Here is a 25,211-nt window from a genome sequence, read left to right as displayed (position 1 = left end):
AGCTCCAGAACTTGATATGCTGCCCAGCTTGAACCCGCAAGCATCACGCGTCAATCTTGACTTGAACCGTCAACATAGGAAACGCCTATGGTCTGGATGACCGCCACCGAAGCCCTGAACATCCTGAACGTACGCCCGCAAACGCTGTACGCCAACGTCAGCCGTGGCAAAATCCGCGCCAAGCCCGACGACGCCGACCCGCGCCGCAGCCTCTACCACCGTGACGACGTGCTGCGCATGGCAAGGCGCGCCAACGGCCGCCGCAAGGTCGACGCGGTATCGGCGCAAGCCATGCAATGGGGCGACCCGGTGCTGCCATCGTCGATCTCCACGGCAGCCGACGGCAAGCTGCTCTATCGCGGACAAGACGCGGCGATACTGGCGAACTCCGCGACGTTGGAAGATATCGCGGCACTGCTCTGGCAATGCGCGCCATCGACAATACAAGCCGCCCCGCCCGCCAAGACCGCGACAGCGGCCGCGCGCCAAGCCGCTGGCAACGGATCGGCCGAACCCGGCCCCCTCGCCCTCGGCCTGCTAACCCTGGCAACCCTGGCCGCCAACGCTACGCCCTCGCTGGCTCGGCCATTAAACGAGCTGCACGCCGACGCCGCCACCATACTGTCCACGCTGACCGAAGCCATCACCGGCGCGCTGCCGGACGCCGCCGGCCTGACCATCAGCGCCCGCCTCGCCCGCGCGTGGCATTGCCCGTCCGAACAAGACCTGATCCGCCGGGCGCTGGTGCTGATGGCCGACCACGAGCTGAACGCGTCGACCTTCGCCACCCGCGTCGCGGTCTCGACCGGCGCCTCGCTGGCGGCCGGCGTGCTGGCCGGCCTCGCCACGCTCAGCGGTCCGCTGCACGGCGGCGCCCCGGCGGAGTTCGCCCGGCTGCTGGCCCTCGCCAGGCAGGCCGGCGCCCGTGACGCGATCGCGCAATGGCTGGCGAGCGGAAGGCCGTTGCCCGGCTTCGGCCACCGGCTCTATCCGGAAGGCGACCCGCGCGCCAAGGCCATGTTGAAGATGCTGCCGGAATTGCAACCCTACACCGATCTGGCGGCCGAGGCCGAGGCGCAGGCGGGCGAGCTGCCGACGGTAGATTTCGCGCTGCCGGCGCTGGCGGCGGCGTGCGGCCTGCCGGACGAGGCGCCGTTTGTCTTGTTTGCGTTGGGAAGATGCGTCGGCTGGCTCGCCCACGCGTTGGAGCAGGTGCAAGCCAACCGGCCGATCAGGCCGCGCGCCCGGTATGTCGGGGCCGGCCTGGCGGACGAGCTTGGTTGAACAACCTAGCGGACGAACTTGTTGACGATGCTGGTGGTGGCGGCGTCCGGATTGACGAACTGGTAGCCGATCTTGAAATGATCGCCACTGAAAATGCAATACGTGACTTTGGCACGGCTGCTGACCAGCTGGCCCTTGCCGTCCAGGAAAAGCTCAAACGTCACCTGCCCCATGTGCCCGACCGCCAGCTTGTGGTCGAACGTGAGCGACAACCCGGTGGCGCAGAGGTCGATGGTGCGTCCCTGCTGAGGCGGCATACCATCCATCACCACGACTACTTTGGCGCGTACGATCTTGCGCGCGACTGACCGTTGATCGACTAACAATTTTTCCATCCTTTAGTTACATAATGTTACGTGTTAAGCACTATTGCTGATTACAACACATAACAATACATCCTTATTGGATTTCGCGCAGCTTATTGAAGGCATCATCGATGCGATCGACGGCAATAATCGTCATGCCCTCGATCGGTTGCTTGGGCGCGTTGGAGGTCGGGATCATCGCCATCGAGAAACCCAGCTTGGCCGCCTCGCGCAAACGCTCCTGGCCGCGCGGCGCCGGCCGGATCTCGCCGGCCAGGCCGACCTCGCCGAACACGACGAAGCCGCGTGGCAGCGGCTTGTTGCGCATCGAGGAATTGATCGCCAGCAGCACCGCCAAGTCGGCGGCCGGCTCGGTGATCTTGACGCCGCCCACGGCGTTGATGAACACGTCCTGGTCGAAGGCGGCGATGCCAGCGTGGCGATGCAAGACCGCCAGCAGCATCGCCAGCCGGTTCTGCTCCAAGCCCACCGACAAGCGGCGCGCGTTGGGCAGGTGGCTGGCGTCGACCAGCGCCTGGATCTCCACCAGCAGCGGCCGCGTGCCCTCCTGCGTCACCATCACGCAGGAACCGGGCACCTGGTTGTCATGCTGGGACAAGAACAGCGCCGACGGGTTCGACACACCCTTGAGCCCCTTCTCCGTCATGGCGAACACGCCCAGCTCGTTGACGGCGCCGAAGCGGTTCTTGATCGCCCGCACCAGGCGGAAGCTCGAATGGTTGTCGCCCTCGAAATACAGCACGGTGTCGACGATGTGCTCGAGCACGCGCGGACCGGCCAGCGCGCCCTCCTTCGTTACGTGGCCCACCAGGATAATGGTGATGCCGGTCTGCTTGGCCACACGGGTCAGCTGGGCCGCGCATTCGCGCACCTGGGCCACCGAACCTGGCGCCGAGCTCAGCGCGTCGGAATAGACGGTCTGGATCGAGTCGATGACCGCCACGTCCGGCTTCAGGTCGGCCAGGGTGCCGAGTATTTTTTCCAGCTGGATCTCGGCCTGCAGTTTCAGATCGCGGGCGTCGACCTGCAAGCGCTTGGCGCGCAGCGCGATCTGGGCGCCGGATTCCTCGCCGCTGACATATAAAACTTTCTTCAAATGCGACAGATTGGCCAGCGCCTGCAGCAGCAGGGTCGACTTGCCGATGCCGGGGTCGCCGCCGATCAGCACCACGCCGCCGGACACCAGCCCGCCGCCGAGCACGCGGTCGAACTCCTCGATGCCGGTGCCGAAGCGCGGCACGTCGATGGCGTCGATATCGGCCAGCGACAGCACCGGCGCGGTCTGCGCCAGCGCCATGTGCTGCGGCTGCGAATAGCGGTTGTTGCCGCCGGTCTCGATGAGCGTCTCCACCATCGTGTTCCACTGCTGGCACGAGGAACATTGCCCGGTCCACTTGGTGGAGGTGGCGCCGCACTCGGTGCAGGTGTAATTGGTTTTAGCCTTGGCCATCCGCTCAGTCCTCGACCACGGCCACGCGCTGTCCCAGCGCGCACATCAGCTCATAGCCGATGGTGCCGGCCGCGTTGGCGACCTCGTCGATCGGCAAGCCCTTGCCCCACAAGGTCACCTTGCTGCCGACTTTGACGTCGGGCAGATCGGTCAGGTCGACCGTCAGCAGGTCCATCGACACGCGCCCGACCAGGCGGGTGCGCACGCCGTCGACCAGCACCGGCGTGTCGACCGGCGCGTGGCGCGGATAGCCGTCGGCATAGCCGCAGGCGACCACGCCGACCCGCATCGGCCCCTCGGCCTGGAAGCGGCTGCCGTAGCCGACCACGTCGCCAGCGGCGATCTGCTGCACGCCGATGATCTCGCTCGCCAGCGTCATGGCGGGCAGCAGGCCGTATTCCTCGGCCGACTTGCCGCCCGGCGTGCCGCCGTACAGCATGATGCCCGGACGCACCCAGTCGTTGCGCAGGATGTCGGCCAGCTCGTCCTGGCGCAGCACGCCGGCCGAATTCGACAGGCTGCGCATGCCCGGCAAGCCGGCGGCGGCGGCTTCGAAGCGGCGGATCTGCTCGTCGATCGGCAGCAGCAGGTGCTTGGCGTCGTCGGCGTTGGCGAAGTGGGTCATCAGGGTGATACTGCCGACGCAGGAAATGGCCACCAGACGCGCGTGGGCGGCGGCGAAGGCGTCGGGCATGAAACCGAGCCGGTTCATGCCGCTGTTCATTTTTAGATGCAAATTGAGCTTGATGCCGCGCGCCGTCAACGACTCCTGGGCCGCCTCCAGCCACGCCAGCTGCTCGTTGCAGTGGACGGCCGCCTCCAGGTTGTAGCCGGCCATGGTGTTCACATCGTCGGGACCGAAGAAACCCTCTAGTAACAGGATCGGTTTTTTCCAGCCCATCTCGCGCAGCCGCACGGCATTATCGACCTCGACCAGCGCCAGGCCGTCGGCGTCGGCGAAACCGCGCATCGCCCGCTCCAGCCCGTGCCCGTAGCCATTGGCCTTGAGCACGCCCCACACCTTGGCGCCGGGCGAACCCGCCTTGGCGCGCGCCAAATTATGCTGCATGGATGCAATGTGGATGGTCGCGACGATTGGCCTTGGCATAGTGCTATCTTTATCAGAAACAGTGGAGCCGTATTTTACCGTGCGCCCACCGCAGGCGCACCGCTCAATTCTTGGGGGTTCCGATCAAAGCGTGGTATAAAGCAAGCCAATACAAGCTTTCAGGCATCCCAGAATGAATCGTGGTTTCTATACCATCATGGCAGCGCAATTCTTTTCGTCGCTGGCGGATAATGCGTTGCTCTTTGTTGCGATTGACCTGCTGATCAATATGAACTCGCCGGGGTGGATCACGCCCCTGTTGAAGCTTTCATTTACGCTCTTTTACGTGCTGTTGGCCGCATTTGTAGGCGCCTTCGCCGATTCGATGCCAAAAGGCAAAGTCATGTTCATCTCCAACCTGATCAAGGTTGCCGGTTGCATGCTGATTTTCGCCAATGTCCACCCGCTGCTCGCGTACGCCATCGTCGGATTTGGCGCCGCCGTCTATTCGCCGGCCAAATACGGCATCCTGACCGAACTGCTGCCGGCCGAGAAACTGGTCGCCGCCAACGGCTGGGTGGAAGGCTTGACCGTCATGTCCATCATCTTCGGCACCGTCATGGGTGGCGCGCTGGTCGGCAATCGGGTCTCGTCCTATCTGCTCGGCTTCGACCTGCCGCTGATCGACACCGGCATCACCACACCGACCCAATCGGCACTGTGCGTGGTGGTCGGCATCTATATCATCGCGGCGCTGTTCAACACCCGCATCCCCGACACCGGCTGCCGCTACGGGCACCAGGAACGCAACCCGATCAAGCTGGTCACCGACTTCGCCAACTGCTACAGCCTGCTGTGGAAAGACAAGCTGGGCCAGATCTCGCTGGCGGTCACCACCTTATTCTGGGGCGCCGCGCAAACCTTGCAATTCATCGTGCTCGAATGGGCCAACCGTACGCTCAAGCTGACCTACGAGCAGTCAACCAGCTTGGTCGGCGTGGTCGCCATCGGCGTGGCGGCCGGCGCGGTCATTTCGGCGCGTTCGATCACCTTGCGCAAGTCGCTCACCGTGATCCCGGTCGGCATCGCCATGGGCGTCATCGTCATGGGCATGACGCTGGTTAAGTCGGTGGCGCTGGCCTACCCGCTGCTGGTGCTGGTCGGTTTGCTGGGCGGCTTCTTCCTGGTGCCGATGAACGCGTTGCTGCAGCACCGCGGCCACGTGCTGATGAGCGCCGGCCACTCGATCGCGGTGCAAAATTTCAACGAGAATTTGTCCATCCTCGTGATGCTGGCAGCGTACTCGCTGATGCTGCGCGGCCACCTGAATCTGAACGCCATCATCCTGATCTTCGGTCTGTTCCTGGCCGGCACGATGTTCTTCATCATGCGCAGACACCAAGCCAATCAGCGCGAATTCGATTCGATCGCCCTGATCGGCGAAGCAAAACATTAAAGATAAACGACGCGTTGCAACGTGAAACACGATACAGCGCGGAAACACGATTGAATCCGATTGGAGTTCGTTCGGCGACGTCCCAGAACGGGGTCAAGTCTGTCATTCGGACACGGGTTGGACGGTAGAAGGCGTTACTGTTCAGCTCCAGTCCGAATGACAGACTTGCCCCCGCTAAGGCTCCCCGTTACAGCCAAATTCACGAAAGCCCGCGCGTTCGCTCAAGAGCTTGTAATAGTCGAGGACAGCCAAGTACTGTGGCCGCTCGATCGGGGCAAGCATCCATCGGTTGACAGATAGGCCCAGCACCACGTCCGCCAGCGAGAACGCGTCCCCGATCACGTAGGGGCCGACAGCGGCCAGTTGACGGTCCAATATCCCGATGTGCCGGTTCCAGGTCTCGATACTCGTCTGTATCTGGTCACGGTCACGATGCGCCGGACTATCACGGACGAGCGCCATGAAGGCGTAACGCCAAGCATTGTTCAACTCAGTGGCCTGCCAGTCCATCCACTGCTCGACGCGCGCTCGCGACTGGGCTCCAGCCGGTAACAGCTGCGTGTCGCCGGTCTTATTGCACAAGTAGCGGCAAATCGTATTCGACTCCCACAGGACAAAATCGCCGTCCAGAATCACAGGCACCATCGCGTTAGGATTGAGTGCGACAAAGCTTTCCTGCGCGGTTGATTGGAAGCCAGCGCCCCAATCCTCGCGGTCGAATTCGATACCAAGTTCGGCGCACGTCCACAGCACCTTGCGCACGTTGATCGATGTGGCTTTGCCTAAAATTTTTAGCATGAAATTTCCGATTCGGTCAGTTTGATCGGCAAAGCCAAACATTGAGGTTCGTTATGTATCCTAAATGAATCCCATTGGAGTTAGGTCGGCAACGTCCCATTTTGACGCCGTTGCGCGGCTTGCGCCTGCCAATCGTCCGGCACCACGAATCCACGCCGCTCCTCCACCAGCCAGCCTCCCTCTTCCCGCATCACCGCCACCATCACCGGCGCGCTGACCTTGGCCATTTGTTCGTCCAGCGCGGCCAGCAACCCGTTCAGATCCATCGCGCCGTCGGCCGCCTTCAACGGCGCCAGCCACAGCAGGCGATGCATGATGATGAAACGCTCCCCCCTCAGACTTTGCGCCTGCGCCATCGACATCCAAAAACCATTGCAGTGCGGCTGCGAAATGCCGGCCATGCCGCGCCCGGCCTCGCCGCCGGGATAGAACAGCCAGCCTTTGACCAGCGCCAGCGCGCGCGCCACCGGTTGCGGCAACAGCGGCTGCGCGGCCGGATGTCGGGCCAGAGACAGTTGTTTATCGAAAATCTTACGCATCTTCGCGCCCAGGGTGTCGGCCAGATTCGGGCCGATCAACCCGTTGAAGCCATCCCCGGCGCTATCGGCGTCGAGCAAGTAGAACTTGGTGGCGAACTCCAGATGCACCAGATCGTCGCCGTCGCGCAGCAGGAAATCGAACTCGCCGACGGTGTCGTTGCGGTTGGCGCGCACCTGCAAGCCGTGCGCGACCAGCTTGCCGTGCTCGGCAAAGTAGAAGGCCATCAGCTTTTCCGCGTACAAGCCCAGGCGGGAGTAATGCCGCGCGCCCAGCGCCGCCTCCAGCGGAACCGGATCCTGCTCCAGCGCGGCCAGCCAGTCAGCGGTGTCCTGGGTCATCGCGCCCACGGTGGCGATGCGGCCCTGCCAGTGCGGCGAAGCCGGATCGAGCAGGTCGGGCGCGTCCAGCAGCCAGGCCAGCGCGCGCACGTGGGGACGGGTCAAATGCCCCCAACGCCGCTCGAACCGCGCCTGATAGCTATCGGGCGCGGTGCCGGGCGGCGTCGGCGGCTGCCTAGTCACGGGCCGCCTTCGCCAAGCACAAATCGCCCCAGGCCTTGGCCTTGTCTTCCGGGCGGCGCAACAGGTCGTCCGGATGGTAGGTCGCTACAACCGGTAAGCCGGCATCGCCGTAGCGCATCACCTTGCCGCGCGCGGCCGGTCCCATCATCAGGCCCTTGGCGGCGTGCTGGCCGAACGTCATCGCCATCGACGCGCCGGTCAGTTGCAGCTCGCGGTGCAGGTAGGGACGGCAGGCGGTCAGCTCGTCGATGGTCGGTGGGCGGTCGGCGCCGTCCTCGGCGGCCGGGCGGCATTTGACCAGATTGGTCACATACACGTCCGCATCGGGCTTGAGCGCGATGGCTTTGAGCATGTTGTCGAGCAATTGGCCGGCCTCGCCCGCGACCGGCTGGCTGTCTTTTTCGTCCAGGCGCGACGGACCGGCGGACAGCGCGATCCAGGAGGCATCGGTCGCGCCCCGGCCATTGACGGCGTTGCGGCGCGTGGCGCTCAACTGGCAGCGGGTGCAAGTGGACACGGCGGTGCGCAATTGCGCCCAGTCCATCGCCGCGATCGCCTCGTCGCTGACCGGCGCGGCGCGGGCCGGCACCGGCGCCTCGTCGAACCAGGCGGTCGAGTCGTCGCCGGCCATGTCGGTGCGCGGGGCGGATGGGGCAGCAGGTGCGGCGTCGACGGCCGTCACCGGGGCCGCGCGCGGGGCGCTGGCCGGTGGCGCTTCGGGCATTGGTGGGCGGGCCGCAGCAGGGGCTGGCTGCTCACGGACAGGCTGTTCGTTGACTGGCTGCGCGCGAACCGGTTGTTCGGCAACCGGAGGTTCCATTACCGCCTGCATAACCGCCTGCGTGAACGCGGCCTGCTCAGCCTCTGCATCTACTGGCGGCTCGTAGGCCGGCTCGGCGGCATCGGCCGGCGCCGGGGCGGCTGGACGGTTGCGCAGGGACCAATGCGCGCCGATGCCCATCTCCTCCAGGAAAATCGCGCTGCGGGTTGCTGTCTGACTCATATTCCGAACCGCATAACGATGGCGTCCTCGCGTTGCTGGTCGGCCGCCGGGTAATATCCCTTGCGCCGGCCGATCTGTTTAAATCCATAGCGTTCGTAAATCTTCAACGCGCGCTCGTTCGACGGCCGCACTTCCAGCAGCACCGACGTCATTCCCAGCCCGCGCGCGCAGGCCACCGCCTGGTTCAGCAGCAAGCGTCCCAGCCCCTGCCCCTGCCGCTCGGCCGACACCGCCACGTTCAGCAGATGCGCCTCGTCGACGATCGCCATCAGCAGGAAGTAGCCCAGCAACACACCGGCCTGGTCGCGCAATACCCAGGCCTCGTAGTTGCTGCTCAGCGAATCGGCGAAGTTGCCCATGCTCCAGGGATGCGGATAAACGCTCTCCTCCAGCGCCAGCACCTCGGCCAGGTCGGTCTTCTGCATCGGCTCGTAGTTCAAGCGCGCCAGATCCCACATCTGCTTCATGCCACGCCTTCCGCCGCCTTGGCAATCGCCATATCGCGGCGCTCGGCCTGGGTGTAGGCGATCTTGTTACGCAGATACAGCGGCTGCGCCTCGGCCGCCGTCACCGTGTTGCCGGCAGCGAAAGCGATGCTGGCCAGTTGCGCGATTTGTTCCGCGTGCGGCATCACCTCGGCGTGGCCGCCGGCCGGGAACGCCTCGGCATAGGCCGACAAGCCGTTGCCGCAAGCGACGGGCGTGCCCTGCGGCCGCACGCCATCGGGCGCCGACAGGGTCGGCGGCAGCACGGCGGCCGGCTCGGCGATGTTGCCCGCATCGGCCTCGAAACGGTATTGCGCCCAATAGACCTCGCCCATGCGCGCGTCCAGCACGGCCAGCACGTCGGCGGCGCCATGGCGCTGGCGGCAAGCGAGCGCCATCGCGTCGAGCGTGACGACCGGCACCACCGGCAGACTGGCGCCGAAAGCGAGTCCCTGGGCGATGCCGCAGGCGGTGCGCACGCCTGTGAACGAGCCGGGACCGGAGCCGAAGGCGATCGCGTCGCAATCCTTCAATGCGATGCCGGCTTCGGCCAGCAGTTCCTGGATCATCGGCAAGATGGATTGGGAATGGGTACGCACGCCGGACGACACGCGGCTGATCACGGTTTCGCCCCGCAGCAGCGCGCAAGAGGCCAGTTCGGACGAGGTTTCAATGGCAAGAATAATAGGCATCCCGTATTTTAACCCGGCCCGGAGGCAGGCGCGACCCCGCGCGGGCATGTAGAATATCTCCTTTGGGCGCTGAGAACGCCGTCAGTCGACGATCCTATGCATAGCTTGACCTTAAATTCCGCCAATCGCCAAGAAGTCGCGGCCGCCCTATCCGGCGACCGCTGGATCGTCGCGTGCCTGTGCGCGGCCTGGTGCGGCACATGCGAATCCTACCGCGCCACGTTCGACGAACTGGCCGCGCGCCATCCCGACAAGTTCTTCGTCTGGATCGACATCGAGGATCATGCGGATGTGGTGGGTGACTTGGACGTGGAGAACTTCCCCACCTTGCTGATCCAGCATCACGAACTGGTCACCTTCTTCGGCACCATGCTGCCGGACGGCGGGCTGGCGCACCGCCTGGTGCAGTCGCAGACCCAGCAAAGCGACGAGGAACTGCAGGCGCTGGCGCTCAACAGCGAGGAGCGGGCGCGCTGGCAGAATGATTGTAATTTGCGGACGTTGATGCGGAATGCGTTGGGGTGATTGCCTCGGCCGCGAAAGTCGAATGGCTGTTTCCGCCCCAATCCAGCCGTTCGGGGCAGCCAGAGGTACTGGCTGCTTCGCGCTGATAACGGACCTCCCTTGATTCCTATCGCACCTCCATCGCAGCCAACATCGACGGACAAACCTGCTCAGCCCTTAATCCGTCAATGACACCCTGGCGGTCGGCTGGCAACCGGTTCTGACTCACCTTCCACTTCCCCTCGATTGAACTGATGGCAATCTCGATTCCCACAATGGCTTTGAGTTGAGCCGCGATAAAGTCTTCCGGGGCATCGGAGACCTTCCAGGGACGTTCGCGTTGGCTCTCATGGTTGTTGGTCATCTCGTCGATTTGAGCCCGAACCCAGGTCGCATCATCGAAGACCTGTGGATTGCCCCGTGCTTGGACCATCGCAAAGTTCCAAGTAGGCACGACTTTGCCGTTTTCAGCTTTGGACGGATACCACGAGGGTGTCACATAGCATTCAGGGCCTTGGAAAATCACCAATGCCTCGGCTCCCTCACGAAGAGCGTCCAGTTGCTTGTTTCCCCGCGCCAGATGCGCACGCAGTATCCCGTGTTCCCCTCCGACGTGAAGCGTAAAGGGAATCAGGTTTGCCATCAGGCCATTGCTCCCGGCGGTAATCAGCGTAGCTAAGGGGTGTGCGGAAATCAGGTTATGGAGAACATCAAGACGCTCTTCTCTAAACATGGATGGGCAGTGCATTTCGGTTCCTTTCATCGGTCAATTCGTGGGTGCATTTTTCCGGAAAACCGGACTATAATTAAGAGCCAGATACCCATGAATTAAATGGTCCAGTTTTCTGCGTAAGGAGAGCCTGCTTTTGCCGCGTCGTCAGTTGTTGATAGAGATTCCTGCCCTTGGAGCGATTGACCGCACCCGAGGCGGAATTGGCCGGCAATTGGCAGAAGCGCTGCGCAACGCTATCTCCAGAGGGGAGTTGGCTGCTGGAGAGCGGCTGCCATCCACCAGGGCTTTGGCCGAGTCCTTGGGCGTGTCACGGGGAACCGTGACGGAAGCTTACGAGCAGTTGATGGCCGAAGGGTGTCTGGATGCACAGCCCGGTGCCAGCACACGAGTAGCGGCTATGCTTCATGAGCCGGATGCAGCCGTTCATCGCAGTTCAGTGGAGCATACGGATTCCATACCGTCTCCGCCCAAGGCCGCAGCACGCTATGCAGCCATTGCCGAGCGCTTGGCACCACTGCCCTCAATACCATTTTCCATTGCTGTGCCAGAGGGGGCCGTGGCGATGGATGACCACTGGCGACGGCTCAACAACCGCGTTCGGGTATCACAAGTCGCGGCGCCATCAGGTTACAGCGACCCCAGTGGCCTGCTGACATTGCGAGAAGCGATTGCGGACTATCTCCGGAAGGCACGTGCTGTTCGCTGTGGCCCAGAGAACATCATCATCACCGAAGGTGCGCAGCAGGGACTCTATTTGGCTGCCCGGGTGTTGCTGTCCCCCGGAGATGCTGCTTGGGCTGAGGACCCAGCCTACCCGGGATTGACTTCGGTACTCGAAGAACGCGGCATAGAAGTGCAGCGAATCGCGGTAGATAGCCAAGGCTTCGATGTGGCCAGAGCCCTGGAGATGTGCCCCGCGGCCAAGGCTGCCTTTGTGACCCCTTCGCACCAGTATCCGATGGGAATGCCACTGAGCATGCCTAGACGCCTGGCGCTCATTGAATGGACGAAGTCTGGTGGATGGATAGTCGAAGACGACTACGACAGTGAGTTGCGCTATTCCGGCCAACCGTTTCCTGCCATGCAGGGCTTGGATAACAGCCGGGTTATCTATCTGGGGACCTTCAGCAAGGTCTTGGCGCCATCACTTCGGCTGGGTTACGTCGTGGTACCTGATTGCTTGGTCAAGTCCTTTGTCGGGGCGCGAGCTTTGATGGGTCGAGGTTCGCCATTGACAGAACAACATGTCATCGCGGCCTACATGAAGGAAGGCTACTTCGAGACCCATATCCGGCGGATTCGCGCCATTTACGGCGAGCGACGCCGGGCGCTGATTGATGCGCTAAAAGTTGAGCTGCCCGAGCTGCGCATCCAGCCGGCCGACCAGGGAATGCATATCGTTGCCTGGCTTCCCAATGGGCTAGACGACGTGGCCGTAGCGAAGGCTGCCAACAAAGCAGGAGTTGCGTTACGAGCCTTGTCACCGATGTGCTCCAGCAATCTACCGCTATCCGGTTTGATGCTTGGCTTCGGTGGCTTCACGAATGAGCAGCTGAGGGATGGCGTACGAAGGCTACGCCAAGTGCTTGAAGAAGCTTTCCAAGTAACTCCCCCCGGGCTGCTCGTCAATTGCCGAATAGAGTCATTTGCCAAATGACCGCTCAGCAATTCATAAGCAGACGTTGCATGCCCAATTGACCAAGGTCGGCTCCTGGCCGAACTCGGTCGACGGGTATAGCATAGCAGTTTGCGTATCTACATAACCCACAAATTCTAACTTCAGGCTCAAGAGGATCCTAAGTCGACCTTGAGCTATCGGGGCGCACGCTGCTGCGTCTCCGCCTCCAGAGACGCCACGCTAATCTGCTGACCACAACAGCTAGCATCCAAAACAAAATCGAAATCCCCAGCTGTGACCATAAGACGTCATCCTCTCCTACCATTAAAGATAAAGGGTCTCGGGCCACCGAGCCTACCGGTGATATTGCCTGGCTGTCGGCGATGAACGGAAGCGGAAAACCATATGCGAGCACCGGACAATAAATGGGCATCCCTATATTCGAGCAAACTGCGATAACGCGTCCTGGTACCACCAGCGAAAAGTAGGTCAGTCCGGCCGCGACCAAACAAAATGCAGCTATTGATCTGATGTACGAAATCATGATTTTTTTGTAAATTTCCCAACTGGCAGCATTTCCAACGCATCGTGTAGAGGGTCGGCGCGGAAGGGCCGTTCATGGCCAGCTACGGTCTAAATCGCTACAGGCATGTCAATGCCATTATCAAATGCTGAAGCCCCGCCCCTGCTAAATGATTTCCATGAATGCCACTGAAGCTGGCTCGTCTCTTCAGCGTCTTTTAATGCAGTGTGAACGAAAAGTAGCCCTTGTGGGGTTTTATGCTTACGTCGAAAACCAAGAATAGAGGGTAAAAAACCGACGACTCGCTCAACAACGACATACCAGAATTCATCTCCTCCAGGACCGATGACCGCCTGATAGAGAACGCCCTCTGTCGAGAACGTTATATACCATCCAAAATCTTCGGGCTCGGGGGCTGCCACAACTTCGCTGTCAAGTGCTCGCAGGCGCGCCGCTAGCCATACTGCGACATCTTTACCGGGAGGCTCGGTCAGCTCGCTTATGTCTTCAGGTGGATACTTGAAAGTTGTCAATTCAAACGTTGCAACTATTCGCATTCGATATTTCCGTGTATTAGTTGGAGGCACCGGTAGCTTCTGGCGGACTCGGCCTATGAGCAAGGATACCATCTTGCCCAAAGGGAAAGCTCACCAATTACCACCTCACCATCGGATACGACCGCAGCCCGTCGAGCGCATAGTAAAGCTTCAACCGAGGAGGTCTACGATGAATCTCGTGAAAAGCTCCCAAAGCCAATGTACGCCGTGGAACAAGGACAAGTCGGTGGGACAGGGCCTTGAGAGGTACTGCAATTATCGATTCAATTTGTTATTACATGGCCCAGAGCCAAGCTCCAGACTTGTGTTTGTGTCTATACTTAGTTTCGACGCCATAACACACGACACGCCCTATGATCGCCCGCCAATGGCTCTTCCTGTTTAGCGCCCTTGGCGCCATCAATGGAATTTTCTGGGCCGTCTATTTTTTCATCCGTCGGCCTCGCCACGTCTCCGACCAATCCAACATCGCCGTTAGTGAAGTGTTGACTTCACCATTTGACTCTTTTAAACTGAAGTCTCAACTTCACTATCGGAGGAAGATTATGGCTCAGTCAGCGCAGTTCGATACCTTCACCATGGAGCGTACCTTCGCCGCCCCGCTGGCGCGCGTGTTTCAGGCGTTCAGCGATCCGCGCGAGAAAAAGCGCTGGTTTGCCGAAGGCGCCCAGCATGAGATCGAACAGTATGATATGCAATTCGAAATTGGCGGACGCGAACTGGCGCGCTATCGCTTCAAACCCGGCACGCCCTTCGCGGGCGTGGCGCTGGAATCAAACGGATACATCCTTGATATCGTGCCGCAACATCGCATCGTCGCCGCCGCCACGATGGCGATGGGCGAACGGCGTTTTTCCGCGTCGTTGCACACGTTCGAGTTCTTCAGCGAGGCATCCGACTCCACGCGCCTGATCTTCACCCATCAGGCGATGTACGGCGATGGCGCGGATGGCCCGGAGCTGCGACGGACCGGCTGGCAGCTGCTGCTGGACCAATTGCATGCCGCGCTAGTCGTCAAGTAAAGGGCCCGCATGAACCACTTAACGGCACTGCAGACGGAGGCGGCGGACCAGGTTTTCGCCGCGCTGGGAGACGCCACCCGCCGCGCGATCGTCAAGCTGGTCGCTCAAGGGCCGCAATCGGTCAGCTCGCTGGCCGCAGCGCTGAATGTGACGCTTACCGCCATCTCCCAGCATCTGCGCGTCCTGCAAACCTGCGGAATACTGCAGACGCGCAAGGTCGGCCGCGTTCGGGTGTGCGAACTCGACGGCCACGGACTAGACGTCCTTGCACAATGGGTGGCGGTTAACCGCCGGATGTGGGAACAGCGCTTCGATGCACTGGACGCGATATTGCAAGAGGACGCGAAGGGGAAATGAAAAGTACCCGGGCTGGCACACCAAAACCTACCCGTGCTCACCGACAATCCTCAACCCGCTCCCTCAGCAACCTGTATTGCGCATCCAACATCAGCTGGTTCGGATCATGTCCCACGCGCGGCATCAGTACGAATTCTTTGCCCGGCGCCTCGATGAAGTCGAAGTACCGCTTGCTCGGCTCCGGCATCGTCAGGAGATCCTCCTGGCCCTGCAACATGTAGAAAGGCACGCCGAACTTAGGCCCAAGCTTGTAGAGATCGATCTTCGAGGCGATCCCGTCGCCTTTCATGCCGACGTATTGCAGCCAGGAGTAATCCTCGCCCGCCGTGTAGTCGGCCTCCGCCTTGGCGGTCGTGTACTCCGGCGAGAAAACCCACCACGCCTTCGGCGCCGGCTCGGTGCGCAGCGCCTCATGCTTGCGCATTACGCGGCGCAGGATGCCGAGGTTGCGGGGATTGGTCCATGGCGGCGGGCCGAGCGCTTCCAGCTTGGCCACCGAGTCGGCGTCATTGGCGGCGCGCGCCAGCGCCAGCGTGGCCTCGTAGCTGGCGCGCTCGCCGGACCGGTTCACCACCTGCGAGGTGCTGACGTAAGCGCAGAACAGCTCGGGATTGGACTTGGCCATGTACGTCCCGATCACCGAGCCCCACGATCCGCCCATCAGGATCACCTTGCGCTTGCCGAAGCGCTTCGCCGCGTACCGCGCCACCTCGACGCCATCGTCGCGCAGGCGCTCCGGAACCAGCGGCTCGTCGTCCGTCACCGGGTTGCGGCCGAAGGTCATGCCGGCGCCACGCTGGTCCCATTGGACCACGGTGTAGTCCTTCTCCCAAGCCTTGAAGAGGTTATCGGCGAAGGGGGTATTGGGATTGCCGGGGCCGCCGTGGACGACCACGATCACGGGCTTGGCGCAACTGGCGCCCTTGATCCTCACCCACTGCTCTATGCCGCCGATGCGGACAAAGCCCTTTTCATCGACGGCTTTGCCGGCTGCGGTGCAAACGGTGTCGGGCAGAAGCCCGAACGCGGGCGCATCGGCGCTGGTAGCGGCCGTCGCCTGTCCCGCCGCCTGGGAGAGAATGAGCAATAGTAAGGCGGGTATAACCCTCGGGCGACAGGACATCCAATTCTCCACTGACAAGGCAACAAGGGCACCCATGCGCGGATGAGCGTCAAGCCGATAATATAATCGACGCGGGCTTACTAGATGCTGGTCGCGCGCGCCTTCGCCGCCGCTATCCGCACTCTCAACTCATCGACCACCGGAACCTCCTTAAATGGATTGAAGAAGAATCCGGTTGCGGGGACGAACTCGATTCGTTGGCCGAACTTGCTCACGTCGCACAGCTGGAGCACCACACTCAGGCCTTCGCCATTCACTACCTCGACGCTGTCGATTCTCGTCAACGATACAAATTCTTCCGTCCCCGCCTGAACCAATATCAGCGAATCATCCACAAGGAAGACTTCCTCGGTGAGCCGGTTGATCGCAAACTGCGCCAACATACCCAGGACGAACAGCACAACCAGCATCAACCAACCGGTGTTCTGCTTTTCCGCCGAAAAAATAAAGAAGACGAAGAAAACCGACCAAATACCAAACCAGACGAGCGGAAAAACCTTATTGATTAGTAAGGAAATACCGGATGAGATTCTTCTGCGCTCGCCCACGCTGAAGGTGGATTTCATCTCCCCCACTTACTTCCGTTCCAGTTTCCACGAGGCCCGCAAGATCGGCGGCTCGTGGTTGCTGGGCCACATGTCGGTGGCTTTCAACAGTTCCAATGCTTTCGTGCGGCGGGATTCGAAGCTCATGTTAATGACAATATTGTTCAGATGAAAAACTATACCCGACCAAGACGCCACCAAAATACGCACTTTGTCACCATTACCGATTGCAAGCCACTATTTCCCGGCATGCTGGCGCTCCAGCCACGCTTCGAACAGCGCCCGGTTCTCCGGCTGGGTGAGCGGGTACAGCCCGGTGATGCTGGCGCCGCCGCGCACCCGCTCCAGCACGAAGTCCTCGTAGCGCTCCATCGGCACCGCGTCGCGCGCGATCTCCTCCGCCAGATGGGACGGAATGCACACCACGCCGTCGTCGTCGCCGACCATGATGTCGCCCGGGTAGACGGCCACCCCGCCACAGCCTATGGGGGCGTTCAGGTCGAGCGCGTGATGCCGGATCAGATTGGTCGGCGCCGACGGCCCCGAGCACCAGGCCGGTATCTCCAGCCTGGCGATGCCGCTGGCGTCTCGCAAGCCGCCGTCGGCGACGATGCCGGCCACGCCGCGCACCTGCATGCGCGTGGCGAGGATACTGCCGGCCGCCGCGACCGTGACGTCGCCCCGGCAATCCATCACCAGCACCGCACCGGCCGGGATTTCCTCCACCGCCACCCGCTGCGGGTGACGTGGATCGAGAAAGGCGTCGAGCCCGTCGAGGTCCTCGCGCGCCGGGATATAGCGCAAGGTGAACGCCGGACCCGCGAGGCGCTGGCCCGGTTTCAACGGCCGCGCGCCCTGGATGAACACGTTACGGAACCCGCGCTTGTAAAGCAGCGTGGTGATGGTGGAGGTGGCGATCGTTTTCAACGTCGCCAACGTTTCTGCGGAGACAGGGGTGGTCATGGCTGCGCTCCATTGCGTTCGAAGATGGTGTGGCTAAAGCGCACGTGGCTACTGTTGATATTGTTCTGGCGGTAGTATGCATCCCATTTTTCCGGGCTCGAGGTGTGTTCGCCTGTGACCGGGTCGCGCGCCTGCAGGTAGTCGCCGAACTTGAAGTAGATCTTGCGCGTGTCGGGCCGGATGCTCGTGAGCGGCGTCTTGATCGTGCCGCCGGTGGCTGTGCGCGCGGTGACCTGCGCCTGGCCGGCATTAAACACGATATCGAGATCGAAGCTCTCGCCGGAACGCACCGTGCCCAGCGCGGTCGTCGCTTCCTTGCCGTCGACGCCAAGGATGCGCACCAGGATGTCGAACACGCCGTTGCCGGTCTTGCCGTCAAGCCCCTGCTTGTCTGCGGTGTCCTGCACGTACACCTTGAGTATCGTGTCGAGTCCCTCGACGTGGTACTGGGCGACGATGGTCTTGGCGACGTTTGGCAAAGTGGCCGTGATGCGTGCGGCGAAGTGTTCGCGCGTGTCTGCGAGGCTCAGGCGCTCGCTGTTGGCGACCTTCAATTCGTTGCGATAGCCGTGGCCGTTGGGCGAGGCGTACTTCGACTCGAAGGCGCTGAAGTTGAGCGTGCCGGCGTACGGCGACGGGTAAGGCGAATTACCCTCAAGCGCGAACAGGCGTTGCAAGGTAGCTTCTGGCGTAAACCCTTGCGCGCCGGCTGGTGACAGTGCGGCTGCGAGCAAGGCTACTGCGGCGTATCGGATGGCAGAGATCATTTCAACATTCCTTCAAGTAGTGGTTGCATGGCGTCGGCCCACAATTGGTAACCGGCGGGTCCGGGGTGCAGCTGATCGGGCATGATGGCCGACGGAATGCGACCATCCTTGTCCAGGAACACGGAATTAATATTCAGGAAGCGAATCGTCCTGCCATCGTCCAGCCCGGCCAGATCGCGGTTGACGGCGTCGATGGTTTGCATCCGCTTGGCCGCCTCGGCGACGCTCTTTTCGGTCACCGGCGATCCGTCGCGTTCGCGCGGGCCGCGCGGGAAGATGCCCAGCACCAGGATCTTCGTCTCGGGCAGCCTGGCGCGTATCATGCCGACGATCTTGCGGTCGGCGGCGGCGATTTCCTCCGCCGTGTAATCGAGGCTGTTATTGGTGCCCAGCATCAGCACCGTGACCTTGGGCGAGAGCCCGTCGAGTTCGCCGTGCTCGATGCGCCAGATGACGTGCTGCGTGCGGTCGCCGCCGATGCCGAAGTTGGCCGGCTGGTGGGCGCCGTAGTACTTGTCCCATATTTCCGGCGCAATACGCCAGCGCTCGGTGATGGAATCCCCAAGGAACAGCAGGCCGACCGGCCCGCTCTTGCCGCGCGCGAGGATGGCCTCGTGCTTCTTGAGGAACACGCCATTGTCCTGCTTCTCGACGGCCTCCGAGGCGCTGGCCTTGGCGCCGGCGGCGTGCGCGCCAACCTGGCCGACGGTCAACAGCGCGGCCAGCAGCATTCTGATGTAAATCGAAGTTTTCATGCATGTCTCCGGGTTAGTGTTTCGGCTGCACGCGCACCACAGGGCCGCCCAGCCAGATCGATAGGAAAACCAGCGGCAGCAGCAACGCGCCAAGGATGAAGAACGGGGTGTAGTCGCCGCCGGTCGTCAACACCGGCACCAGCTGCATGCAGATGATCACGCCGAGCACCGCCGAGGTGCCGCTCAGGCCGGCCAGGGAGCCGACCGTCCTGCCCGAGAAGAAATCGCTCGGCAAGGTCTGGATATTGGTGATGGCGGCCTGGAAGCCGAACAAGATCACGCCGATCGACAGCACGGCCAGCAGCGGGGTTTCGGCCGCCGCGCTCAGCAGCAACGCCGGGAACATGATCACCAGGCCCAATCCGATGACGAACTTGCGCGCGCGGTTGACCGACCAACCGCGCGCCAGCAGGTTACCGCAGAACCAGCCACCGGACAAGGCGCCGACCGCCGCGCCCACATACGGCACCCAGGCGAACATGCCGATTTCCTTGACGTCGAAGTGGAAGCGCTCGTTCAGGTACAGCGGCAGCCAGCTGACGAACAGCCACCACACCGGGTCAATGAAGAAGCGTGCGGCGATCACGCTCCAGCTCTGGCGATGGCGCAGCAACTGGCCCAGGGTCGGCACATAGTCGTCCTGCGCCGCAGCCATGCCGGCACGCTGGCCGGTGAGGATGTAGTCGCGCTCCTCGGTGCTGACCCATGGATGGGTGCCCGGCCCGGATTTGTAGACGATCAGCCATGGCACGATCCACAGGAAGCCCAGTGAACCGATCAGCAGAAAGGTGGTTTTCCAGCCCACGTAGGCGTACAGGAAGGCCACCAGCGGCGGCGCGATCACCGATCCCAGCGAGGCGCCGGCGCCGAAAATGCCCTGCCCCAGCGCCCGCTCGCGCACCGGGAACCATTCGGCGATGGCCTTGGTGGCGCCGGGCCAGTTGCCGGCCTCGCCCACGCCCAGCAGCACGCGGAACAGGCCGAACGACATCGCCGAGCGCGCCACGAAGTGCAGCGCGATGGCGCCCGACCAGACCAGGATCGATAGCAGGAAGCCGATCCGGGTGCCGAGCGCGTCGAACAGTTTGCCGAACAGCGACTGGCCGATGGCGTAGCCGATCAAAAACACGGTGACGATATTGGCGTAGTCGCGCTTGTCCATGCCCAGCTCGGACGCGATGCCGGGCCACATCACCGCCAGCGCCGAGCGGTCGATGTAGTTGATGATGGTGGCGATGGCCACCAGCGTGATGACCAGCCAGCGCAAACCTTTGATAGTTGTCATGCAATTGTCTCCATTATTTTTTTGTTGCGGTGGTTTGTCAGGCCGCCGCTAATTGGGCACGCGTCGGCAGGCCCTCGCAGTCGCCGCGAAATTGCACCACGCGCGCGCCGATCGCGTTGCCGCGCGCGGCCGCCTGGTGCAGCGGCAAGCCGTCGAGCAGCGCGCTGATGACGCCGACCGCGAAGCCGTCGCCGGCGCCGACCGTGTCGACCACCGTGCGCACCGGCCGGCCGGGCACCAGGTCGGCGCGGCCGTCCGAGTCGGCAACGTAGGCGCCCTCCGGCCCGAGCTTGACGACCACCCGGCCTGCGCCCCTTTCGAGGTAGTACGCCGCGATGTCGGCGGCGTCCTGCCGGCCGGTCAGCAACCGCCCCTCCGCCATACCGGGCATGACAACGTCGGCCTGGCTGGCAAGCGCGTTGACGGTGGCGATCATCTCCGCCGGTGAACGCCACAGGCGCGGCCGCAGGTTGGGATCGAAGCAGACCAGGCGTCCGTCGGCCCGCGCCTGCCTTGCCATGGCCAGCACCAGCTCGCGGCAGCCGGCCGACAGCGCTGGCGAGATGCCGGTCAGGTGCAGCACCCGCGCGCGCTGGAAGTCGCCACCCTGCTCCGGCAGGTCCAAGGGCGACAGCCGGCTGGCGGCCGAACCGCGCCGGAAATACTCGACCTGCGGATCGGCGCCGTCCTCCGCCATCTGCTTGAGCATGAAGCCGGTCGGGCCGTCTTCATCCATGCGCAGGTGGCGCAGGTCCAGCCCCTCGGCCTCCATGAACGCGCGCAGGTGCCGGCCCAGGCTGTCCTGCCCCAGCCGGCTCAGATACCCGACCTTGAAGCCCAGCCGGCTCAGCCCCACCGCCACATTCAGCTCGGCGCCGGCGGTGGCGCGTTCGAACTCGCGCACCGCCTCCAGCGGCCCTGGCTCGCGGGCGATCATCAGGGCCATCGCCTCGCCCACGGTTACGACATCGGGTATTCCCATGCGTTGACCTCTTCAGAACGTGAGGGTTGTGGTCAAGGTGGCGTCCTTGGCGGCCGGCAGCGACAGCTTCAACACGGTGCCGCGTTCCTCCCTCGGCCCCTTGTCGACATTGCCCGGCGGGCCGGCCGCCACCAGCACGCCTGGCGCGATCTCGGCGCGCGCGGTGGTCGTCGCCACGGCCACCTTGAGCGACTTGGGCGTGCCGGCGACGACGAAGCTGCGTGCGCCGGTCTTGGTGATGGCGCGATCGCCGTGCACCAGCGCCGTCAGCACCACCGGTTTGCTGGCGCGCAGCGTGTCGGTCACGGTCCAGACGCCGCCCTCATACCTGAAGCGGCGCTCCAGCTTTTCCACGCCGAGTTCCGGGCGGTAGGCGCCGGCCAATTCGGCGACGATGTCGGCCCGGCCGCTCTCCAGCTTTGCGCTGGCGATGCGGATGGCGTCGAGCCGCGCGTACGGGTAGCCGCGGAAGGCGTCGTGCCCTCCCCCTTCGTTGGCCTGGCCCTGGCCGTCGATCAGCAAGGTGTTGCTCAGGTCGCTCTTGGGGATGCCGGCGTAGCCCATCGGGCCGGTGAGATAAGTGCCGCCGCCGTACAGGATGAAGCTGCCGGCATCCGGATGGGCGTGGCCCATCTCCAGATGCCAGTCCGGCAGCTTGTCGAGGATGGCGGCGACGTGGTGGCCCTCCGGCGGCCCGGCGCGGAAGGCGAAGGCGGTGGCCTTCGGCGTCCAGTCGCTGCGCCAGTAGACCGTGCCCAGGTCGTCGAAGTGATGATGCGGCGCGAGCGCCGACATCGGCGTCGATTTCAGCGCCGGATCGCGCCACAGCAAGGTCCAGAAGTCTTCTGCGCAGACGTGGCCCAGCGATGCCATCCAGTCGGCCACGCCTTGCGCGTCCTGGCTGTTGAAGCGCGCGGCCAGCCGGTACAGGATGTTGTAGTTGGAATTGAGCTTGCCGCCGGGGTGCGTGCGGGCCGGTTCCTCGCCGACGCGCGAGCGGGTGATGGCGCCTTCGAAGGCGTCGCCGAAGTCGTAGATGTCCTGGCCGTTGGGCGTGATCGAGTGGGCCATGTACAGGTGCGCCTTGCTCAAGGCCGGCGTGTCGTACATATCGTCGCCGGCGGCGTGGGCGAAGGCGTCGAGCGCGTGGATAATCCACGGCATCGAGAAGATCCAGTATTCCACGCCCTCGTAGAAGTAACCGTCCGGCGACGCCACTTCCAGTACGCGGCTGAAGATGGCGCGCGACAGCGCCGCCCAGTTGGCCGCTTCGGGCGTGTCGTCCCAGACCGCATAGGCGGCCACCGCCAGCCCGGCGATCGGGATGAAGCAGTGGTTCTGACTGTACGAATACGATTTGCCCGGCTTGGGCGTGAAGTGCTTGGCCAGTATCGTCGCCTGGCGTATGAGTTTGTCGCGATAGCGTTTACGTTCCTCCTCCGTCAGCGCGTCGTACAGAAGGTCGTAGCCTGCGCCCAGGCCGTACAGCAGGTGGCCGGCGGCGAGATCGATGTCCGGCTTGCTGTAGGTGTAGCCCCACACCTCGTAGCTGACCGCCGCGTCCATGTAGCGCTTGGCCGCTTCCAGGTATTTGGCGTCGCCTTCGATCTGGTAGGCCAGCGCGGCGCCGATGATGCCGATGGCGGTGTTGTTCTGCGCGCGGCGCTTTTGCGCGGGCGCGGCGGCAGGCGCGGTGCGCAGCGCGGTCAGGCCGGCCAGCGCCTTCTGCCACGCGGCGCGCTCGCTGCCTTGTGCGCGCTGGCGCAACGCGGCCAGGCCGGCCTTGGTGGTGTAGACGCGCGGATGGACGCCGCGCAGTTCCGCGCGCAAGGCCGCCGGATGCGCCTTCATCAACGTTTCCAGCGGATGCGGACCGGCGCCCGCCTTGCGCTGCATCGTGCCCAGCGATTCGAGCGCGTCCTGCGCCAACGCATCCTGCAACGAAAACGCCGGCAAAGAGAGGGCCGCGGCACCGAGGAAACGGCGCCGTGAGAAGGTGTGGTTCATCGATTGCTCCGAAAGGGATCAGTAGAGGCCGAGGCCACCGTTGACCTGGACGATCTCGCCGGCCAGGAAGGCGGCGCGCTCGGACGCCAGGAACACGACCACGTTGGCCACGTCCTCGGGCGCGCCTTCGCGCCGGGCCGGCGTGCGCTCGGCAATCGCCTGGCGGTTGGCCGGGGTGTTGAAGGTGTCGTGGAAGCGCGTGGCGATCAGCCCCGGCGAGACGCCGTTGACGCGGATGCCCAGCGGGCCGACCTCCTTGGCCAGCGCGCGGGTGAAGGTGGCGACGGCCGCCTTGGACGCGGCGTAGTGCGCCGAGCCGGGGCCGCCACCGTCGAACGCGGCCAGCGACGACATGGTGATGATGGCGCCGCGTCCGCGCGGCTCCATGCGCTTGAGCGCCGCCTGGCAGATCAGGAAGGTGCTGGTGAGGTTGAGGTTCATGGCCTCGTTCCACAAGGTCAGCGGCATGTCCGCCACGCGGCAGCGCTGGATCAAGCCGCCGATGTTGGCGAACAGGATGTCGATCTCGCCGATGGCGCCTTCCGCTTCGGCGAACACCCGCTCGGCGACGGCGCCGTCGGTCAGGTCGGCCTTGATCGCCTGGGCCTGGCGGCCGAGCGCGCGGATCTGCGCCACCACGTCCTGCGCCTCGTCGGCGCTGCTCCAATAGGTCAGCACGACGTCGGCGCCGGCCTGCGCCAGCGCCAGCGAGCTGGCTTTACCAATGCCCGAGGCGCCGCCCATGACGAGGGCGCGTTTTCCGATAAGTTCCATGGCGATGTTCTTTCTAGTGAGTGGTTGGGTGGTGAATGCTTACGTGGGTGGCGCCGCGGTCGACGCCCGCACGATCAGCTCCGGCGCGAACAATTCGCCGCCGACGCTGGCCGCGCCCGGCGCCAGGATGCGCTGGACGGCGGCGTCGGCCATGGCCTGGATCGGCTGGCGCAACGTCGTCAATGGCGGATCGTTGGCGGCGGAGAAGAAAATATCGTCGATGCCGATCAGCGAGAAATCCTGCGGCAGCCGTTTGCCGAGCTGCTTGAGGCCGATGCCGATGCCGATCGCCATCATGTCGTTGATGGCGATCGCCGCCGTCGGCTTACTGCGGGCCGCCAGCAACAGCGCCGCCGCGCTGCGTCCCAGCTCGAACAGCCGGGTGTCGCCGTGCAGGTCGGCCGGGGCGTCGGTGGCGTCGGCGATCACCAGCTCGCCGCTGATGCCGGCCGCCGCCACCGCCTGCTCGAAGCCCTTGACGCGGTCCTGGCGGTTCAGGGTGTATGGCGGCGGCGTCACCAGCGCAATGGCGCGGTGGCCCAAGGCCACCAGATGCTCGACCGCCATGGTGGTGGCGGCGACGTTGTCGACCGAGATCGTGGTGATGCGCTCGTGGCTGTCGTCGGAGCGCTTGATGTCGAACGCCACCACCGGGCAGCGCGCCGTCATGCCGACCAGGTGGCCGGTGTCGTTGAGCGCGGAGCCGGTGATGATGCCCTGCGCGCCATAGGCCAGCAGATCGGCCATGACGGCGCGCTCGCGCTCGGGATCGCGGAAGGTGCTGAAGGTCATCACGTGGCAATGGTGGCGCGCGGCGGCCGTCTCCACCGCGCAGGCCAGCGAACCGAAGAACTGATTGGCCAGCGACGGCACCAGCAGGCCGACCATGGAGGCGACCCCGGTCTTCAACTGGCGCGCGGCGTTGTTGGGCCGGTAGCCCAGCTGCTCGATCGCCTGCTGGATCTTGCGCTGGGTATCGGGCCGCATCTGCCCCATACGGTTGTTCAGAAAATTCGAGACGCTGGTGGTCGATACGCCGGCCAGTCTCGCTACGTCCTGAATCTTTGATTCGCTCATGATGTCCTTGTTAAGT

27 protein-coding genes are annotated in these 25,211 nt (G+C 63.5%); 6 read left to right on the top strand and 21 right to left on the bottom strand.

Annotated features, from left to right (window positions below; all coding sequences use genetic code 11):
- Positions 1-87 precede the first annotated feature (87 nt).
- Positions 88-1,284: a citrate synthase family protein gene (locus tag MRBLMU1_RS27080; protein ID WP_363508411.1), complete on the top strand. Its 1,197-nt coding sequence runs from the start codon at positions 88-90 to the stop codon at positions 1,282-1,284.
- A 5-nt stretch (positions 1,285-1,289) separates the two neighbouring features.
- Here the strand turns inward: MRBLMU1_RS27080 and MRBLMU1_RS27075 are convergent, their stop codons facing one another.
- The 3 genes from MRBLMU1_RS27075 to alr form a co-directional block, all read right to left on the bottom strand.
- Positions 1,290-1,619, bottom strand: a complete 330-nt coding sequence (locus MRBLMU1_RS27075; protein WP_363508409.1) for a PilZ domain-containing protein — start codon at positions 1,617-1,619, stop codon at positions 1,290-1,292.
- Positions 1,620-1,683: 64 nt separating this feature from the next.
- Positions 1,684-3,060, bottom strand: a complete 1,377-nt coding sequence (gene radA / locus MRBLMU1_RS27070) for a DNA repair protein RadA (protein ID WP_363508407.1) — start codon at positions 3,058-3,060, stop codon at positions 1,684-1,686.
- A gap of 4 nt (positions 3,061-3,064) precedes the next feature.
- On the bottom strand, positions 3,065-4,168 hold the full coding sequence (alr, locus tag MRBLMU1_RS27065) for an alanine racemase (RefSeq protein WP_363508404.1): 1,104 nt from the start codon (positions 4,166-4,168) through the stop codon (positions 3,065-3,067).
- Between the two features lie 133 nt (positions 4,169-4,301).
- On the opposite strand from alr, the gene lplT reads away from it, so the two are divergent.
- Positions 4,302-5,564, top strand: a complete 1,263-nt coding sequence (gene lplT / locus MRBLMU1_RS27060) for a lysophospholipid transporter LplT (protein WP_363508401.1) — start codon at positions 4,302-4,304, stop codon at positions 5,562-5,564.
- Between the two features lie 174 nt (positions 5,565-5,738).
- Here the strand turns inward: lplT and MRBLMU1_RS27055 are convergent, their stop codons facing one another.
- From MRBLMU1_RS27055 to tsaB, 5 genes are all read right to left on the bottom strand, one after another.
- Positions 5,739-6,362 carry a glutathione S-transferase family protein gene (locus tag MRBLMU1_RS27055; protein WP_363508723.1) on the bottom strand — a complete coding sequence of 208 codons (624 nt, stop codon included), beginning with the start codon at positions 6,360-6,362 and terminating at the stop codon, positions 5,739-5,741.
- Between the two features lie 80 nt (positions 6,363-6,442).
- Entirely contained in the window at positions 6,443-7,423 is a 981-nt protein-coding gene (locus MRBLMU1_RS27050) for a DUF1853 family protein (RefSeq protein WP_363508398.1), read from the bottom strand.
- Positions 7,416-8,426, bottom strand: a complete 1,011-nt coding sequence (locus tag MRBLMU1_RS27045) for a uracil-DNA glycosylase (RefSeq protein WP_363508395.1) — start codon at positions 8,424-8,426, stop codon at positions 7,416-7,418. The genes MRBLMU1_RS27050 and MRBLMU1_RS27045 overlap by 8 nt, the downstream gene beginning before the upstream one ends.
- Entirely contained in the window at positions 8,423-8,893 is a 471-nt protein-coding gene (rimI, locus tag MRBLMU1_RS27040) for a ribosomal protein S18-alanine N-acetyltransferase (RefSeq protein WP_363508392.1), read from the bottom strand. Before rimI ends, MRBLMU1_RS27045 begins: the two co-directional genes overlap by 4 nt.
- Positions 8,890-9,603: a tRNA (adenosine(37)-N6)-threonylcarbamoyltransferase complex dimerization subunit type 1 TsaB gene (gene tsaB, locus MRBLMU1_RS27035; RefSeq protein ID WP_363508389.1), complete on the bottom strand. Its 714-nt coding sequence runs from the start codon at positions 9,601-9,603 to the stop codon at positions 8,890-8,892. The genes rimI and tsaB overlap by 4 nt, the downstream gene beginning before the upstream one ends.
- A gap of 96 nt (positions 9,604-9,699) precedes the next feature.
- Between tsaB and MRBLMU1_RS27030 the strand changes: the two genes are divergently transcribed.
- Entirely contained in the window at positions 9,700-10,128 is a 429-nt protein-coding gene (locus tag MRBLMU1_RS27030; protein ID WP_363508386.1) for a thioredoxin family protein, read from the top strand.
- A gap of 106 nt (positions 10,129-10,234) precedes the next feature.
- On the opposite strand, the gene MRBLMU1_RS27025 is transcribed toward MRBLMU1_RS27030, so the two are convergent.
- Positions 10,235-10,870: an FMN-binding negative transcriptional regulator gene (locus MRBLMU1_RS27025; RefSeq protein WP_363508383.1), complete on the bottom strand. Its 636-nt coding sequence runs from the start codon at positions 10,868-10,870 to the stop codon at positions 10,235-10,237.
- A gap of 103 nt (positions 10,871-10,973) precedes the next feature.
- Here MRBLMU1_RS27025 and MRBLMU1_RS27020 point away from each other — a divergent pair, with 103 nt between their 5' ends.
- A complete protein-coding gene (locus tag MRBLMU1_RS27020; protein WP_363508380.1) occupies positions 10,974-12,497 on the top strand; it encodes a PLP-dependent aminotransferase family protein in 1,524 nt (507 codons plus the stop codon).
- Positions 12,498-13,091: 594 nt separating this feature from the next.
- Here MRBLMU1_RS27020 and MRBLMU1_RS27015 read toward each other — a convergent pair.
- The gene (locus MRBLMU1_RS27015; protein ID WP_363508377.1) at positions 13,092-13,538 is read right to left on the bottom strand and encodes a hypothetical protein; all 447 of its coding nucleotides are present in this window, start codon (positions 13,536-13,538) and stop codon (positions 13,092-13,094) included.
- Between the two features lie 353 nt (positions 13,539-13,891).
- On the opposite strand from MRBLMU1_RS27015, the gene MRBLMU1_RS27010 reads away from it, so the two are divergent.
- Complete coding sequence (locus MRBLMU1_RS27010; protein ID WP_363508374.1) at positions 13,892-14,560, top strand: SRPBCC domain-containing protein; 669 nt, start codon at positions 13,892-13,894, stop codon at positions 14,558-14,560.
- A gap of 9 nt (positions 14,561-14,569) precedes the next feature.
- The gene (locus tag MRBLMU1_RS27005) at positions 14,570-14,917 is read left to right on the top strand and encodes an ArsR/SmtB family transcription factor (RefSeq protein WP_363508371.1); all 348 of its coding nucleotides are present in this window, start codon (positions 14,570-14,572) and stop codon (positions 14,915-14,917) included.
- A gap of 37 nt (positions 14,918-14,954) precedes the next feature.
- On the opposite strand, the gene MRBLMU1_RS27000 is transcribed toward MRBLMU1_RS27005, so the two are convergent.
- The 11 genes from MRBLMU1_RS27000 to MRBLMU1_RS26950 form a co-directional block, all read right to left on the bottom strand.
- Positions 14,955-16,004 (bottom strand): alpha/beta fold hydrolase, encoded by a 1,050-nt coding sequence (locus MRBLMU1_RS27000; RefSeq protein ID WP_363508368.1) that lies wholly within the window; start codon positions 16,002-16,004, stop codon positions 14,955-14,957.
- A 116-nt stretch (positions 16,005-16,120) separates the two neighbouring features.
- Complete coding sequence (locus tag MRBLMU1_RS26995) at positions 16,121-16,606, bottom strand: hypothetical protein (protein WP_363508365.1); 486 nt, start codon at positions 16,604-16,606, stop codon at positions 16,121-16,123.
- Between the two features lie 9 nt (positions 16,607-16,615).
- Positions 16,616-16,732: a DUF6404 family protein gene (locus MRBLMU1_RS26990; protein ID WP_363508363.1), complete on the bottom strand. Its 117-nt coding sequence runs from the start codon at positions 16,730-16,732 to the stop codon at positions 16,616-16,618.
- 90 nt (positions 16,733-16,822) lie between these two features.
- Positions 16,823-17,548 carry a ribonuclease activity regulator RraA gene (locus MRBLMU1_RS26985; protein WP_363508360.1) on the bottom strand — a complete coding sequence of 242 codons (726 nt, stop codon included), beginning with the start codon at positions 17,546-17,548 and terminating at the stop codon, positions 16,823-16,825.
- The gene (locus MRBLMU1_RS26980; RefSeq protein WP_363508358.1) at positions 17,545-18,225 is read right to left on the bottom strand and encodes a polysaccharide lyase family 7 protein; all 681 of its coding nucleotides are present in this window, start codon (positions 18,223-18,225) and stop codon (positions 17,545-17,547) included. The genes MRBLMU1_RS26985 and MRBLMU1_RS26980 overlap by 4 nt, the downstream gene beginning before the upstream one ends.
- Positions 18,226-18,311: 86 nt before the next feature.
- The gene (locus MRBLMU1_RS26975) at positions 18,312-19,070 is read right to left on the bottom strand and encodes a GDSL-type esterase/lipase family protein (protein ID WP_363508355.1); all 759 of its coding nucleotides are present in this window, start codon (positions 19,068-19,070) and stop codon (positions 18,312-18,314) included.
- Positions 19,071-19,083: 13 nt separating this feature from the next.
- The gene (locus MRBLMU1_RS26970; RefSeq protein ID WP_363508352.1) at positions 19,084-20,355 is read right to left on the bottom strand and encodes an MFS transporter; all 1,272 of its coding nucleotides are present in this window, start codon (positions 20,353-20,355) and stop codon (positions 19,084-19,086) included.
- Positions 20,356-20,392: 37 nt separating this feature from the next.
- Positions 20,393-21,337 (bottom strand): sugar kinase, encoded by a 945-nt coding sequence (locus MRBLMU1_RS26965; protein ID WP_363508349.1) that lies wholly within the window; start codon positions 21,335-21,337, stop codon positions 20,393-20,395.
- A gap of 12 nt (positions 21,338-21,349) precedes the next feature.
- Positions 21,350-23,344 carry a DUF4962 domain-containing protein gene (locus MRBLMU1_RS26960; RefSeq protein ID WP_363508346.1) on the bottom strand — a complete coding sequence of 665 codons (1,995 nt, stop codon included), beginning with the start codon at positions 23,342-23,344 and terminating at the stop codon, positions 21,350-21,352.
- A gap of 18 nt (positions 23,345-23,362) precedes the next feature.
- A complete protein-coding gene (locus MRBLMU1_RS26955; protein ID WP_363508343.1) occupies positions 23,363-24,118 on the bottom strand; it encodes an SDR family NAD(P)-dependent oxidoreductase in 756 nt (251 codons plus the stop codon).
- Positions 24,119-24,157: 39 nt separating this feature from the next.
- Positions 24,158-25,195 (bottom strand): LacI family DNA-binding transcriptional regulator, encoded by a 1,038-nt coding sequence (locus tag MRBLMU1_RS26950; RefSeq protein WP_315218455.1) that lies wholly within the window; start codon positions 25,193-25,195, stop codon positions 24,158-24,160.
- Between the last annotated feature and the right edge of the window lie 16 nt (positions 25,196-25,211).

The sequence above is a fragment of the Burkholderia sp. LMU1-1-1.1 genome (assembly GCF_040675865.1).
Taxonomy (GTDB): domain Bacteria; phylum Pseudomonadota; class Gammaproteobacteria; order Burkholderiales; family Burkholderiaceae_D; genus Rugamonas.
Note: the sequence above shows the minus strand (reverse complement) of the source record. Positions and strands in the feature narration are given on the sequence as shown.